At 74.1% G+C, this 14,021-nt stretch carries 17 protein-coding genes; 8 read left to right on the top strand and 9 right to left on the bottom strand.

Going from position 1 to position 14,021, the window contains the following annotated elements; all coding sequences use genetic code 11:
- Positions 1-8: 8 nt before the first annotated feature.
- Entirely contained in the window at positions 9-560 is a 552-nt protein-coding gene (gene dut / locus ABT006_RS27460; RefSeq protein ID WP_350710989.1) for a dUTP diphosphatase, read from the bottom strand.
- A 90-nt stretch (positions 561-650) separates the two neighbouring features.
- On the opposite strand from dut, the gene ABT006_RS27455 reads away from it, so the two are divergent.
- Entirely contained in the window at positions 651-1,151 is a 501-nt protein-coding gene (locus tag ABT006_RS27455; RefSeq protein WP_350711075.1) for a DUF3093 domain-containing protein, read from the top strand.
- Positions 1,152-1,248: 97 nt separating this feature from the next.
- Here ABT006_RS27455 and ABT006_RS27450 read toward each other — a convergent pair whose 3' ends face one another.
- On the bottom strand, positions 1,249-2,133 hold the full coding sequence (locus ABT006_RS27450; protein ID WP_350710987.1) for a hypothetical protein: 885 nt from the start codon (positions 2,131-2,133) through the stop codon (positions 1,249-1,251).
- A gap of 137 nt (positions 2,134-2,270) precedes the next feature.
- Positions 2,271-2,567, bottom strand: coding sequence for a DUF4193 domain-containing protein (locus ABT006_RS27445; RefSeq protein ID WP_007075406.1), 297 nt, complete (start codon positions 2,565-2,567; stop codon positions 2,271-2,273).
- Between the two features lie 433 nt (positions 2,568-3,000).
- Here ABT006_RS27445 and ABT006_RS27440 point away from each other — a divergent pair, with 433 nt between their 5' ends.
- A complete protein-coding gene (locus ABT006_RS27440; RefSeq protein ID WP_350711073.1) occupies positions 3,001-3,516 on the top strand; it encodes a LytR C-terminal domain-containing protein in 516 nt (171 codons plus the stop codon).
- 135 nt (positions 3,517-3,651) lie between these two features.
- Here ABT006_RS27440 and ABT006_RS27435 read toward each other — a convergent pair whose 3' ends face one another.
- Positions 3,652-4,467, bottom strand: a complete 816-nt coding sequence (locus ABT006_RS27435) for an inositol monophosphatase family protein (RefSeq protein ID WP_350710985.1) — start codon at positions 4,465-4,467, stop codon at positions 3,652-3,654.
- A gap of 288 nt (positions 4,468-4,755) precedes the next feature.
- On the opposite strand from ABT006_RS27435, the gene ABT006_RS27430 reads away from it, so the two are divergent.
- Positions 4,756-6,369: an RNA polymerase sigma factor gene (locus ABT006_RS27430; RefSeq protein ID WP_350710983.1), complete on the top strand. Its 1,614-nt coding sequence runs from the start codon at positions 4,756-4,758 to the stop codon at positions 6,367-6,369.
- Positions 6,370-6,613: 244 nt separating this feature from the next.
- On the top strand, positions 6,614-6,847 hold the full coding sequence (locus tag ABT006_RS27425; RefSeq protein WP_036374862.1) for a DUF7455 domain-containing protein: 234 nt from the start codon (positions 6,614-6,616) through the stop codon (positions 6,845-6,847).
- A 388-nt stretch (positions 6,848-7,235) separates the two neighbouring features.
- Here the strand turns inward: ABT006_RS27425 and ABT006_RS27420 are convergent, their stop codons facing one another.
- The 3 genes from ABT006_RS27420 to ABT006_RS27410 form a co-directional block, all read right to left on the bottom strand.
- The gene (locus tag ABT006_RS27420; protein ID WP_350710981.1) at positions 7,236-8,966 is read right to left on the bottom strand and encodes a DEAD/DEAH box helicase; all 1,731 of its coding nucleotides are present in this window, start codon (positions 8,964-8,966) and stop codon (positions 7,236-7,238) included.
- A gap of 308 nt (positions 8,967-9,274) precedes the next feature.
- On the bottom strand, positions 9,275-9,925 hold the full coding sequence (locus ABT006_RS27415; protein ID WP_350710979.1) for a trimeric intracellular cation channel family protein: 651 nt from the start codon (positions 9,923-9,925) through the stop codon (positions 9,275-9,277).
- A 40-nt stretch (positions 9,926-9,965) separates the two neighbouring features.
- Positions 9,966-10,184, bottom strand: coding sequence for a DUF3039 domain-containing protein (locus ABT006_RS27410; RefSeq protein ID WP_091096469.1), 219 nt, complete (start codon positions 10,182-10,184; stop codon positions 9,966-9,968).
- 87 nt (positions 10,185-10,271) lie between these two features.
- Between ABT006_RS27410 and ABT006_RS27405 the strand changes: the two genes are divergently transcribed.
- Both ABT006_RS27405 and ABT006_RS27400 read left to right on the top strand, forming a co-directional pair.
- Positions 10,272-11,201 carry a pseudouridine-5'-phosphate glycosidase gene (locus ABT006_RS27405; RefSeq protein WP_350710977.1) on the top strand — a complete coding sequence of 310 codons (930 nt, stop codon included), beginning with the start codon at positions 10,272-10,274 and terminating at the stop codon, positions 11,199-11,201.
- On the top strand, positions 11,198-12,094 hold the full coding sequence (locus ABT006_RS27400) for a carbohydrate kinase family protein (protein ID WP_350710976.1): 897 nt from the start codon (positions 11,198-11,200) through the stop codon (positions 12,092-12,094). Before ABT006_RS27405 ends, ABT006_RS27400 begins: the two co-directional genes overlap by 4 nt.
- Positions 12,095-12,140: 46 nt before the next feature.
- On the opposite strand, the gene ABT006_RS27395 is transcribed toward ABT006_RS27400, so the two are convergent.
- Positions 12,141-12,497, bottom strand: a complete 357-nt coding sequence (locus ABT006_RS27395; protein ID WP_350711071.1) for a DUF3099 domain-containing protein — start codon at positions 12,495-12,497, stop codon at positions 12,141-12,143.
- Positions 12,498-12,603: 106 nt separating this feature from the next.
- On the opposite strand from ABT006_RS27395, the gene ABT006_RS27390 reads away from it, so the two are divergent.
- Together ABT006_RS27390 and ABT006_RS27385 are read left to right on the top strand one after the other, a co-directional pair.
- Entirely contained in the window at positions 12,604-12,891 is a 288-nt protein-coding gene (locus ABT006_RS27390) for a hypothetical protein (protein ID WP_350710974.1), read from the top strand.
- Between the two features lie 13 nt (positions 12,892-12,904).
- Positions 12,905-13,216, top strand: coding sequence for a YlcI/YnfO family protein (locus ABT006_RS27385; protein ID WP_350710973.1), 312 nt, complete (start codon positions 12,905-12,907; stop codon positions 13,214-13,216).
- Between the two features lie 146 nt (positions 13,217-13,362).
- On the opposite strand, the gene ABT006_RS27380 is transcribed toward ABT006_RS27385, so the two are convergent.
- Positions 13,363-13,944 carry an HhH-GPD-type base excision DNA repair protein gene (locus tag ABT006_RS27380; protein ID WP_350710971.1) on the bottom strand — a complete coding sequence of 194 codons (582 nt, stop codon included), beginning with the start codon at positions 13,942-13,944 and terminating at the stop codon, positions 13,363-13,365.
- Positions 13,945-14,021: the final 77 nt, after the last annotated feature.

Genomic DNA, 14,021 nt, shown 5'->3' with positions numbered 1-14,021 from the left:
GTTCGCACTCACCCTGCCACCTCTTCCGTCCGTCCGCCTGCCCGGTCCCGCTCGTCCGGCCGCCCGGTCGGCGCGTCCGGCGCCCGGAGGGCCGCCGGGGACGGCACCAGGCCGGCGTGTCCGCCGGTGGAGCCGTGCCCGCCGGTCCCACGCCGGGACGTGGGCAGCTCGGCCACCGGCTGGAAATCGGCCCGCGCCACCCGCTGGACAACGAGCTGAGCGATCCGATCGCCACGGGAGATCTTCGCCGGCGCCTCCCGATCATGATTGATCAGGTTGACCAGGATCTCACCCCGATAGCCGGCGTCGACCGTACCGGGCGCGTTGAGCACCGTCACGCCGAGTCTGGCCGCGAGCCCCGATCGGGGGTGGACCAGGCCCACGTACCCCTCGGGCAACGCGATCGCCACCCCGGTCGGGACCAGGGCCCGACCGCCGGGTGGCAGCTCGACGTCCGCGGCCGCCACCAGGTCGGCCCCGGCGTCACCGGGATGGGCGTACGCCGGCAGCGGCAGCTCCGGGTCGAGCTGCCGTACGGGCACGGGTACGACGTCGGTCACGGTTCCCCTCCTCCGTCCGGTTCGTGGGGTGACCCTGACATCCTGCCGGTTCCGCCGGCTGCCGTGCGCCGTACCCTGGCAGGAGTGAGCCTGTCGCCATCCTCGCCGTCCCCGGCGTCGCCCGCTGCGGCGCCCCCGGAGCACACCGAGCGGCTCGGCCTGCCCTGGTGGCTGTGGCTGGGCGGGCTGGCCGCGGCCACGCTGCTGGCCGTGGAGCTGTGGATGGGCGCCCCCGGCGTGCGAGCCTGGCTGCCGTTCGTGGTGCTGCTGCCGGCGACCGCCGCCGGCCTGGCCTGGCTGGGCCGGATCCGGATCGCGGTACGCGACGGCGAGCTGCGGGTGGACGACGCCCGGCTGCCCGTCCGGTTCGTCGCCGACGTCGTCCCGCTGGACGCCGCCGGCCGGCGTGAGGTGCTCGGGGTCGGGGCCGACCCGCTGGCGTTCGTGGTGCAGCGGCCGTGGGTCCCGGGCGCCGTCCAGGTGGTCCTCGACGACCCGGCCGACCCCACCCCGTTCTGGGTGGTCAGCACCCGCCACCCGGTCGAGCTGGCCGAGGCGGTCCTCGCCGCCCGCGACGCCGCTCGTTCCTGAGCCGCCTCCGCGCCCGTCCCGCCGCCCGGCTGTCCGGCGCTCGCCCCCGGCCCCCGGGCCTGGCCCTCCCGCATCCTTCCCCGGCCCTGGCAGGGCGTCAGGCGGGGCCGGGCAGGGCCGGCGGGCCGCCGGGTAGGGCGGGGCTCCTGCGGCGCAGGTCCCTGCGGAGCTCGTCGGCCATCGTCCGGGTGGCCCGGCGGTTGAGGTAGCTCGCCACCGCCGCCCCGGTGAGGAAGGGGCCGAGCGTGGTCAGGTTGCGGCCGAAGCGCTTGAGCAGCATGTCCCGCAACTCCTTGCGGGCGGCGGTGCCGAGCACCGCGCCCACCCCGACGCCGGGCATCATCGGGTTGATCCCGCGCTGGCCGGCCCAGGACTGCACCAGCGTGACCGCCCGCTGGGTGCCGCCGGGCGCCAGCGGCACCCCGTAGACCTCGTGCAGCTCGCCGATCAGCTTGAGCTCGACGGCCACCACGGCGACCGTCTCGGCGGCGAGCAGCACCGGCGCGGAGAGCAGGGTCGGGGCGACGGCCCACTCGACCGCGGCGACTCCCCCGCCGGCGGCGCCGATCCCCGCCGTCGTCCGCGCGGCGTTGCGCACCAGCCGTTCGGCCAGCGCCTCGCCGTCCAGGCCGTCGAAGTGGCGACGCAGGGTGGCCAGGTCCCGCACGGGCACGTGCGGGGCGATCTCGGCGACCGTGTCGACCATCCACCGGACGGCGGTCTTCGGCTTGAACAGGTCGCCCAGCCCGCGCGCCCGCGCCTGCCCGACGAGCCGGCCGAGCAGTTGCCGCCGGCGGGCCGGTGCGACGTCGTCGGCGGTCAGGGCCGCGACGGTCGCGCCCAGCTCGTCGTCCGAGCCGGGCACGGTGTCCGCGCCGGGCACGGCGTCGCCCCGGCTCCCGTCCGGGTCGCCGTCGCGTGCGCCCTCGGCGCGGGTCCGGTCCGCGCCGCGCGTGCCGCGGGGCTCGCTCCGCTCGCTCATGGGTCCGACCTCCCGAATGAACTGTCGCCGGCGTGGCGGCACCCGTCACGAGTGAAGCAGGTCCCCCGCCGCGTCGCACGGCAACTCGGGCAGCGGCGGCCCCACGAGGGAGCCGCCGCTGGTGGAGGCGCGCCGTGTCAGACGCACTCGCGGCAGATCAGCTCGCCGTTGCGCTCGACCGCCAACTGGCTGCGGTGGTGCACGAGGAAGCAGCGGGCGCAGCGGAACTCGTCCTGCTGCATCGGAAGCACCTTGACCGTGAGTTCCTCGTCGGCCAGGTCGGCGCCGGGCAGCTCGAAGCTCTCGGCCACCTCGGCCTCGTCGACGTCCACGGCGCCCGACTGTGAGTCGACGCGTCGGGCCTTGAGCTCTTCCAGGCTGTCCTCGCCGAGGTCGACCTCGTCGCGACGCGGGGCGTCGTAGTCGGTGGCCATCGGTTTCACTCTCCCATATCGATGTTGTCGCTTCCGGTTGTAACGCCGGACGACGCTGTTTCGGTTCCGCTGGCCGGCCACCACTTGTGTCGGTCACCCGACCCGAAGACAGCACGGACGGAGACCTCCGGAGGAACCCCCAGCGAGCGCGGAACCTTACCCCCCCTTTGGGCGAGGCATGTATACCGCCCTCGTGGCTGAGATGTACGCCCCCGCACGCGAAGTTGTTCCCAATGTGACTCAGGCGACACGAAGATAGGGGTAGTAGTACCCGGTTCCCGGATGGCGCGCCGGCATGTCGGACTGTTTCCACGCGACGGCCGGACAACCGTTAACCTCAGCGGCGTACTCGACGGCCGGCGGGGCGGCCCGACCGCCGGCGGCCGCCGCCACCCACCTCTGTCCGGGGAGCACCCTGATGAGCTTTGCGCGAGTGCGAGCACTCGTTGTCGTCGGCCTGCTGGCGGTGCTGGCCCTGGTCTTCGTGGTGGTCGCCATGGTCCGCGACACCCAGGGCGACAGCGGCCTCGCCGGCGGCTGCCCGGAGGGCTGGCCGATGGCCGACGTGACCCTGCGCGAGCCCAAGGACGTCAAGATCAACGTGCTGAACGGCACGGACCGGATCGGCCTGGCCGGCGCCATCGCCGACGACTTCCGCAACCGGAAGTTCCAGGTCAAGAAGACCGGCGACGAGAAGAAGCAGATCGACGACATCGCGGTGCTGCGCTACGGCCCGAAGGGCGTCGGCTCGGCGCACCTGCTGCGGGCGTACTTCCTCGACAACGCCGAGTACGAGTACGACGCCAAGCGCACCGACGACGTCGTCGACGTGGTGCTGGGCAGCGGCTTCCAGCAGCTCGCCACCACCACCGAGGTCAACCAGTCCCTGGGCGACCTCGGCGCGCCGGTCGCCCCGGCGGGCTCCTGCCCGACGCGCGAGGACGACTGACGCACGGTGCCACGCCCCGGCCCGGCCGGGGCGCTCACCACGCCCGTACGACGCGGGAGCCGTACCAGCCACGTCGAGGGCCGTACCCGGTCACGTGAGGGCCACACCGGCCGACGTGGCCGCCGGAGATCTCCGTCACGGGCCGCCGGAGGCGTCCAGGTCGGCGAGACGGTCGTGCAGGGGCTTGAACAGGGCCGACGGGGCGGCGATCACCAGGTCCGGGCCGGCCGGCAGCCCGCCCAGCCCGGCCACCAGCAGCCCCGCCTCGGTGGCCACGAGGGCCCCGGCGGCCTGGTCCCAGGCGGCCAACCCCTTCTCGTAGTAGGCGTCCACCCGCCCCTCCGCCGCCAGGCAGAGGTCCAGCGCGGCGGCGCCGAGCCGGCGGATGTCGCGGACGTGCGGGATCAGCTCGGCGACCACCCGGGCCTGGTGCGCCCGGCGCGCCGGGTCGTAGCCGAACCCCGTGGCGACCAGCGCCTGGCCGAGGTCGGTCTCGGTGGAGCAGCGCAGCCGCTCACCGTCGCGCCAGGCGCCCCCGCCGGCGGTGGCGGTCCACTCCTCGCCGGTGTTGACGTTGCGCACCACCCCGGCCACCACCTCGCCGTCGACCTCGGCGGCGAGCGAGACCGCGCAGTGCGGGATCCCGTACAGGTAGTTGACCGTGCCGTCGATCGGGTCGATGATCCAGCGCACCCCGCCGGGGCCGGTCGGGCCGGTCTCCCCCGCCCCGTACTCCTCGCCGAGCACGGCGTCACCCGGGCGCAGCCGGCGCAGCGCGTCGACCACCTGCCGCTCGACCGCCCGGTCGGCGGCGGTCACCACGTCGGTGACCGTGCTCTTGGTCGCGGCCACCGAGACGCCCTCGACCCGCATCCGGTACGCGGTCGCCGCCGCCTCGCGGGCCACCTCGACCGCGATCTCCAGCAGCTCCGCCGGCGCCGAGCGGTCCATCGTTCGTCCCCTTCCCGCACGGCCGGGGTGTTCCGGGTCACGCGCGGTACCATCCTTACAAAGTCCACATCTACGTCGAATCGGCGGTCCCCGCCGCCGGTCCACCGTGCGGCGACGGATGATCGCCGCAGACGGCGTTACAATTCACCCCTGCCCACGCTGCGACGGACCGCCAACGACCGGCCGGCCCGGGACACGGGGGTCCTTCAACCACATCGCCCGGCAAGGTGCACCGCTCTGCGTCGGACGACCCGGCCGTGCTCGCTCTTCGCCTCCGGAAGGTCATTCGTGACAGAACCCCGCCAGACCGGCGCCGACGTTCGCTCGCTCACCGACACCCTGATCGCCCACGCGCAGAGCGCCGGCGGCCAGCTCACGTCGGCCCAGCTCGCGCGCACCGTCGAGTCCGCCGAGGTGACTCCGGCCCAGGCCAAGAAGATCCTCCGGGCGCTCTCCGAGGCGGGAGTGACCGTGGTGGTGGACGGCTCGGCGAGCACCCGCCGCCGCGTCGCCGCCGCCCGCTCGGCCACCCCGGCGTCCCGGGCCACCACCGCCAAGACGACCAAGAAGGCCGCCGCGCCCGCCCCCAAGCAGGCGCCGGCCGCCGACGAGGCCCCCGCGCCCGCCCCGCGCAAGGTCGCCGCCCGCAAGGCCGCCGGCACCACCGCCGAGGTGGCCGCCAAGGCCGCGGCGCCCGCGAAGGCGACCAGGTCCACCCGGGCCACCAAGGCCACCGTCGCCGCGGCGGCCGGCGCCAAGCCGGCCAAGGCCGGCGGCAAGGCCAAGGGCGAGGGCGCCGAGGGCGACATCGACCCGGAGGAGCTGGCCGCCGAGATCGAGGACGTGGTGGTCGACGAGCCGGCCGAGCTGGCCCAGGCCGCCGAGACCGACGCCGCCAACTCGGCCAGCGACAACGACTTCGAGTGGGACGACGAGGAGTCGGAGGCGCTCAAGCAGGCGCGCCGCGACGCCGAGCTGACCGCCTCGGCCGACTCGGTCCGGGCCTACCTGAAGCAGATCGGCAAGGTCCCGCTGCTCAACGCCGAGCAGGAGGTGGAGCTGGCCAAGCGGATCGAGGCCGGGCTCTACGCCGCCGAGCGGCTGCGCGCGGCCGAGGAGGGCGAGGAGAAGCTCACCCGCGACATGCAGCGGGACCTGCTCTGGATCTCCCGCGACGGCGAGCGCGCCAAGAACCACCTGCTGGAGGCCAACCTCCGGCTGGTCGTCTCGCTGGCCAAGCGCTACACGGGTCGCGGCATGGCGTTCCTCGACCTCATCCAGGAGGGCAACCTCGGCCTGATCCGCGCGGTCGAGAAGTTCGACTACACCAAGGGCTACAAGTTCTCCACCTACGCCACCTGGTGGATCCGGCAGGCGATCACCCGCGCGATGGCCGACCAGGCCCGCACCATCCGCATCCCGGTGCACATGGTCGAGGTGATCAACAAGCTCGGCCGCATCCAGCGCGAGCTGCTCCAGGACCTGGGCCGCGAGCCCACCCCGGAGGAGCTGGCCAAGGAGATGGACATCACACCGGAGAAGGTGCTGGAGATCCAGCAGTACGCCCGGGAGCCCATCTCGCTGGACCAGACGATCGGCGACGAGGGCGACAGCCAGCTCGGCGACTTCATCGAGGACTCCGAGGCCGTGGTCGCGGTCGACGCGGTGTCGTTCTCGCTGCTGCAGGATCAGCTCCAGCAGGTGCTGCAGACGTTGTCCGAGCGTGAGGCGGGTGTGGTACGCCTGCGCTTCGGCCTGACCGACGGCCAGCCGCGCACGCTCGACGAGATCGGCCAGGTCTACGGCGTGACCCGGGAGCGCATCCGGCAGATCGAGTCCAAGACCATGTCCAAGCTGCGTCACCCGTCGCGTTCGCAGGTGCTGCGGGATTACCTGGACTGATCGCGATCGTCAACCGAACGTGTCGTTTTGATCACCTGACGTGCAACGTCGGAAGGTGATCGTTCGGTTGCACGATTGTGATCGTTGACGTGGCACCCTTGGTGCACGGCACACTGTCCCTGCCATGTGTGACCTCGGTCCCCCGCGGGCACACAGGGAAGGCAGCGCCGGGACAGGGTGTTGCACGATAGGTGAGCAACGACCGAAGAGATTGTTCATCGGTGACGACCAGAGGAGGAAGGCGATGACCCCGACCCTCACGCCGCCGCCCGAGACGGTGGCTCCCCCAGCCGCCGATGAACGGTGCGACCGCTGCAATGCTGCCGGCAAGCTCCGGATCACTCTGGCGGGTGGGAGCGAGCTGGTGTTCTGTGGGCACCACGCGAACAAGTACGCGGAGGATCTCGTGAAGATCACCGTGCGGTACGCGACGGACCCGGAGTTCAGCTGGCGTGGCGCCGATCTGATGGCGAACTGAATCCGCAAACCCACGACATAGCCGGCCGGAGGCCCCCCAACGGGGAGCCTCCGGCCGGCTTTTGCGTACCCCCGCCCCTGCCCCACAGCCCCGGCGCGGGCGGAACGGATCGCGCGGCTTGTCCACGGGCCGCCCGACGGGCGCAGCGGGCACGGGCGGCGCGGAGCCCGCGGCCGGGCTCACGAGCGGCCGACGGGCCCAGGGGGACGGGCGGGGCGGATCCCGCAGCCGGCCCCACGGGCGGCCTGACGGGCGCAACGGGCACGGGCCGGGCACCGGCGGAGCCGACCGCGCACCGCCGGCCACGGGCGGCCTGACGGGGCAGGGGGCGCGGACCGCGCGCCGGGTCCACGGGCCACCGCACGGGGCGTGCGGGGGCCGTCCGCCGTCAGAGGGTCTGGACGGTGGCGATGCGCTCCTCGAGCTGCTCGATCGTGGCCTGGGCGCTCGGCGGGCCGCCGCAGAGGCGGCGCAGCTCGGCGTGGATCTTTCCGTGCGGCTGCCCCGTCCGGTGGTGCCGGGCGGCCACCAGAGCGTTGAGCTGCCGACGCAGGGCGACCCGGCGCTGGGCGGCACTCATCGGTGCCGCCGGCGCCGCGGACGGCTCAGCGGCCGACTCAGCGGGCCGCGCGGCCCTCCGGCGCTGGGCGGCGAGCTGCTCCTGCTGCCGCTTGGTCAGCAGCATGGCGACCTGGTCGGCGGTCAGCAGCCCGGGCAGGCCCAGGTACTCCTCCTCCTCGGGGGTGCCGGCCTGGGCGGCGGTGCCGAACGAGGCGCCGTCGAAGATCACCTGGTCCAGCTCGGCGGTCGCGGAGAGTGCGGCGAAGCGCTTCTCCAGCTCGCCGCTGGCCTGGTCGTCACGCTGGGCGCGTTCCAGCAGGTCGTCGTCGAAACCCTCGCGGTCCTTCGGCTTGCCGAGCACGTGGTCCCGCTCGGCCTCCATCTCGCTGGCCAGCCCGAGCAGGTGCGGCACGCTGGGCAGGAAGACCGAGGCGGTCTCCCCCTCGCGGCGGGCGCGGACGAACCGGCCGATCGCCTGCGCGAAGTAGAGCGGGGTGCTGGCGCTGGTCGCGTACACCCCGACCGCCAGGCGGGGGATGTCGACGCCCTCGGAGACCATCCGGACCGCCACCAGCCACCGCTGCTCGGACGCCGCGAACGTCGCGATCCGCGCGGAGGCCCCCACGTCGTCGGAGAGCACCACCGCCGCCCGTTCGCCGGTCAACTGCTCGATGAGCTTGGCGTACGAGCGGGCGGTCTGCTGGTCGCTGGCGATCACCAGCCCGCCGGCGTCGGGCATCCCCGCGTTGCGCAGCACGGTCAGCCGGGCGTCGGCGGCCCGCAGCACCTGCGGCATCCAGTCGCCCGCCGGATCCAGGGCGGTACGCCACGCCTGCGCGACGAGGTCCTGGGTCATCGGCTCGCCGAGCCGCGCCGCCAGCTCCTCCCCGGCGTTGGTGCGCCACCGGGTCTCCCCCGAGTACGCCAGGAAGAGCACCGGGCGGACCACGCCGTCGCGCAGCGCGTCGGAGTAGCCGTACACCGAGTCGGCGCGGGAGCGGAGCAGGCCGTCCCCGCCCCGCTCGTACGTGACGAACGGGATCGGGTTGTCGTCGGAGCGGAACGGGGTGCCGGTGAGCATCAGCCGCCGCTCGGCGCCCTCGAAGGCCGCCTTCACCCCGTCGCCCCAGGAGCGGCTGTCCCCCGCGTGGTGGATCTCGTCGAGGATGACCAGCGTGCGCCGGGTCAGGGTGCGCCGCTTGTGCACCTGGGGTGCAATCCCCACCTGCGCGTACGTCACGACGGCGCCGTGGAAGTCGGCGGAGGAGTGCAGGTCGGCGTTGCGGAAGGCGGCGTCGAGCTGGATGCCGACCCGGGCCGCCGACTGCGCCCACTGGGTCTTCAGGTGCTCGGTCGGGGCCACCACGGTGACCGCCTCGACGGTGCCGTCGGCGAGCAGCTCGGCCGCGATCCGCAGGGCGAAGGTGGTCTTGCCGGCGCCCGGGGTGGCGACCGCGGTGAAGTCGGGGTCGCGCCGGCGCAGGTACTCCACCAGTGCCTTGCGCTGCCACGCGCGCAGTGCCGGAAACGTCTCGATCGCCGGCAACCGGGCCGCCACGCGAAGCTCCTCTCCGACCGCCTGATGGCGGACCCCGGCCGAGGGCCACGGGTGCCGCCGCCCATGAAAACGCCTCCGCGCCGATGGTGCCGCGAAGGCCGACTCAGCATAACCAGCGGGGCCCGCCCGACCCAGCCGACACCACGCGGCTCACATCCGCCGCACCCGCGACCCGACGGCATCGCCTCGGTGGACGACCCCGCGATCTTGCACCTTCGGCCCCCGCTTCGCACCTTGAGCGGCATGTGACCGGGCAGAAATTGCGGGATCGCGGGCGCAGGCGTGGTGGCGTGGCCGTGGGGTCGGGGTCAGGGGTGGGGGCCGGGGCTGTGGGTACGTGGGGGGCGGAGGGTGGCGATCGGAGCCGACCAGCGCCTGCGCAGGGCGACCAGGCGGAACAGGAAGACGAACGCCGCCGCCGCGGTCAGCCAGGCGGCGTTGGCGTGCCCGAACGCGTCCAGCAGCGCCACGGCGATCGAGCCGGCGAGCGCGGCGACCGCGTAGATCTCGCGCCGCAGCACCACCGGGATCTCGGCGGTGAGCAGGTCCCGCCCGAGGCCGCCGCCGATCGCGGTGAGCATGCCGATCACGCACGCCCCCACCGCCGGCACCTGGGCGTCGAGGGCCTTGACCGTGCCGGTGACGGTGAACAGCCCCAGCCCGGCCGCGTCCAGCACGAGCACGGTGGTGCGCAGCCTGGCGAGCTGGGGGTGCAGCCAGAAGACGGCGGCGGCGGTGACGGCGGCCGTGGCGGCGTACCGCCAGTCGGCGAAGGCCAGCGGCGGCACCTCGTCGATCGCCAGGTCCCGGAAGATCCCGCCGCCGAGCGCGGCGACGAAGCCGACGAAGACGACGCCGAAGAGGTCGAGCCGCTTGGCCACCGCCGCGGAGGCCCCGGAGGCGGCGAAGACCGCCACCCCGGTGAGGTCGGCGAGGAGCAGGGCGGTGGAGGTGGTCACCGCCGCAGGTTACGTGGGCGGCCGTCCCGGCCGCCCTGGTTCACTCGGCGTACGAGTCGTAGATCTCCTTGCACTTCGGGCAGACCGGCGAGCCGGGCTTGGCGGCCTTGGTCACCGGGAAGGTCTCCCCGCAGAGCGCGACGACGAAGGTGCCCATGACGGCACTTTCGGCGATCTTCTCCTTGCGCACGTAGTGGAACATCTCGGGACCGGTGTCGGCGTCCTTCAGCTCCGGACGCTCGAGAACCTGTGTGCTCACTTCTACACCTCCGACCGTCAAGTCTGGCAGGTCACCGCGGCCCGGTCCACTTCAGGCCACCCCCGGCGGAGGCCGTACGGTGGTGACGTGACCGACTTTCACATCCACTACGGCGCCGAGGTGGCCGAGGCACTGCGCGCCGGACGCCCCGTCGTCGCCCTGGAGAGCACCATCGTCTCGCACGGCCTGCCCCGGCCGGACAACCTGCGGGTGGCCCGGGAGATCGAGCAGGCGGTCCGGGACGCGGGCGCGGTCCCGGCGACCATCGGCATGGTCGGCGGCCGGCTCGTGGCGGGCCTGGACGACGCGGAGCTGACCCGGCTCGCCACCGCCGACGGGGTCGCCAAGCTCTCCGTACGCGATCTCGCCGTGGCGGCGGCCACCGGCGCGGACGGCGCCACGACCGTGGCCGCGACCAGCGCGGTGGCCGCCGCCGCCGGCATCGGGGTGTTCGCCACCGGCGGCCTCGGCGGGGTGCACCGGGAGGCCGCGCAGACCTTCGACGAGTCCGCCGACCTGGTCACCCTGGCCCGGACCCCGATCGCGGTGGTCTGCGCCGGCGTCAAGTCGATCCTCGACGTGGGCGCCACCCTGGAGCGGCTGGAGACCCTCGGCGTCGGCGTGGTGGGCTACCGGACCCGGCGGTTCCCCGGCTTCTTCATCACCGACGGCGGCTTCGACCTGGACTGGTCGCTGGACTCCGCCGAGCAGGTCGCCGACGCGCTGGCCGCCCGGGAGCAGCACGGCGTGCACCACGGCGGCCTGATCGTGGCCAACCCGCTGCCGGCCGACGAGCAGCTCGACCCGGAGCTGCACGACCGGACGCTCGCCGACGGGCTGGCGCTGCTCGAGCGCGACGGGGTGACCGGCAAGGCGGTGACGCCCTACCTGCTCGCCCACTTCCACTCGGCGACCGAGGGGGCGAGCCTGGCGGTGAACGTCCGGATCATCCTGCGCAACGCCGACCTCGCCGCCCGGATCGCGGTCGCCGCAGCCGCCCGTCGCGCCGACGCATGACCGCAGGCCGCGTCCTCGTCGTCGGTGACCTGATCACCGACGTGGTGGCGGTGCTGGACGGGCCACCGGCCACCGGGTCCGACACACCGGCGGCCATCCGGTTCAGCGGCGGCGGACAGGCCGCCAACACCGCGGCCTGGCTCGCCGCCCAGGGCGTGCCGGTGACGTTGGTGGGCGCGGTCGGCGACGACGGGCAGGGACGGGAGCGGGTGGCCGAGCTGGAGCGTGCCGGGGTCGACTGCGCGGTGACGCGGCACCCGGAGCACGCCACCGGCACGGTCATCGTGCTGGCCACCGCCGGGGAACGGACGATGATCACCGAGCGGGGCGCCAACCTGCGGCTGGCCCCGGCGGACGTCGACGCGGCGCTGGCCGCCGCGCCGGACGCGCGGCACCTGCACCTGTCCGCGTACACCCTGCTGGACGCCGAGTCCCGCCCGGCCGGGCTGCGCGCGCTGGCCGCCGCCCGCGAGCGCGGGCTCACCACCAGCGTCGACGCGGCCTCCGCGGCGCCGCTGCGGCGGGTCGGCGCGGCGGCCTTCCTGTCCTGGGTACGCGGGGTCGACCTGCTCCTGGTCAACGCCGACGAGGCGACCGTGCTGGCCGGCGGGCTCGACCCGGCGGCGCAGGGGCGGGCGCTGTCGGCCTCCGCCCGGCGGATCGTCGTCAAGCAGGGCGCGGCGGGGGCGGTATGGGTGGACCGGGACGCCACGGTCGCCGTGGCGCCGGCCCGCCGGGTGGCGGTGGTGGACGTCACCGGGGCCGGGGACGCCTTCGCGGCCGGGCTGCTGGCCGCCTGGCTCGCCGGCGCGGACCCGACGGTGGCGCTGCGCCGCGCGGGCGACCTCGGTGCCATGGCGGTCTCCCAGGTGGGCGCGCGCCCCACTCCCTGACCCGAAACCCGCGCCCCGCCCCGCTCGCCGGGCGGGAGCGGGTCGGTCAGGGCTCGGCGTCGATCACCTTGTGCGGCCGCTCCTCGGCGGTCAGGCTCATCGGCGGGGTCTCGTCGCGGTGCCGCGGCTGGAACCGGGACGCCAGCCGGTGCTGCTCCTTCGGCGGGCGGTCGTTCGCCAGCAGCACCGCCAGCCAGGGGATGAGCACCATGCCGAGGGCCACCAACGGCAGCCAGAGCCAGAGCAGCGGGGCCTGTACGCCGACCAGGACGGCACCGACGATCACGCACGCCACCCGGATCCCCATCATCAGCACGTAGCGCCGCTGACGGCTGGTGAGCTGGTCGTCCTGGCTGCGCGAGGCGTCGGTGATCAGGATCGGCTGGTACGCCTGACGCTTCACCACGGACCTCCTCGAGGGGGTTACGCCTCATCCTGTCACCTCGAACGCGTGATCAGCGAAAATCGGCGCAGCCGGGTTCGTGTTACATCCGTGGTACGCTCGCGCCGTGGGCAGCAGGTTCAGCTTCACCGACGAGGCGTTGGCCAACCTGAGGGTCTACGACGTCACGCCCGGGGAAGTCTGGGAGGCGCTGCACAGCACCCGCCGGGTGATCCGTCACCTGTGCGACGACGTGATGGTCGTCTACGCCGCCGCCCGCCGGGGGCGCCGACTGGCCGTGCTGCTCGCCGAGGCCGACGGCACCGACAACGACTGGGACATCCTCTCCGCCCGCGAGCTCAGCGACGCCGAGGCGAAGCGCTACGACGAGGCCGTGCGGAGATCTCGCCGATGAGGAGGCGGTGACGATGAACCGTAACGACGCGACCAAGCAGTTCCACAGCGGCGGTGACCGGCTCGCGGAGCTGATCGACGAGACTCAGCCGGTGGAGCTGCCCACCCCCGACACCGAGACCCCCATGGTCAGCCGCTCGGTGCGCCTGCCCCTGGAGACGTACGAGCGGGTCCGCGCGGCCGCCGACGCCCGCGGCATCGGGGTCACCACTCTGATGCGGCAGTGGATCGAGGCCGGCCTGGCCGACCTGGACGACTCGGCGACGGTCTCCCTCGCCGACGTCCGGCGGGCGCTGGCCGCCCTGTCCCGCCCGACCGCCGCCTGACGGCGCGGCGCACCGAGGCAAACCCACGACCGCCTGACGTCACCGCACCGAGGCACGAGGCACACTCACGACCGCCGCCTGACCTCGGCCCGCACGGGGTCGCCCGGGGACTCCCGTCCACCGGCCTCGCCACGCGGGCAGCGGCGTCAGCCCTGGGCGGCCTTCGCCTTCGCCGCCGCCTTCACCTGCTGCTTGTAGTCACGCACCCGGCGCAGCGATTCCGCGTCGACGACGTCCGCCACCGACCGGTGGGCGTCCAGGTCGCCGTACCCGCCGGCCGCCTCCCGCCAGCCCTCCGGCGTGACCCCGAACCGCTTGCCGAGCAGGGCAAGGAAGATCTGCGCCTTCTGCCTGCCGAAGCCGGGCAGCTCGGCGATGCGGCGGAACAGTTCCCGGCCGTCGGCGACGTCGGACCAGAGCCGGGCGGCGTCGCCGTCGTACCGGTCGACGAGGACCCGGCACACCTCCTGCACCCGGGCCGCCATCGCCTTCGGGAACCGGTGCAGCGCCGGTGGCTGGGCGAACAGGGCCACCAGGGCCTCGGGATCGTGGTCGGCGATCTCCCGGGCGTCCAGGTCCCGTCCGAGGCGCTGGGTCAGCACGTACGGCGAGGAGAAGGCCTTCTCCATCGTCACCTGTTGGTCGAGGACCATCCCCAGCAGCAGGGCCAGCGGGCTGCGGTCCAGCAGCCGGTTGGCCTCGGGGTCGATGGGCAGCGCGAGCGTCATGGGACCATCCTGCCCAATGGCGGAGGCCGGGCGAAGGGGCCGCGCCGATCCGCCCGCGCCTTCCGTGCCGGCGGCCA

The sequence above is a fragment of the Micromonospora sp. NPDC002717 genome (genome assembly GCF_040295705.1).
Lineage (GTDB): Bacteria > Actinomycetota > Actinomycetes > Mycobacteriales > Micromonosporaceae > Micromonospora.
The sequence above is the reverse complement of the archived record's forward strand: the minus strand, read 5'-3'. Positions and strand labels throughout refer to the sequence as shown.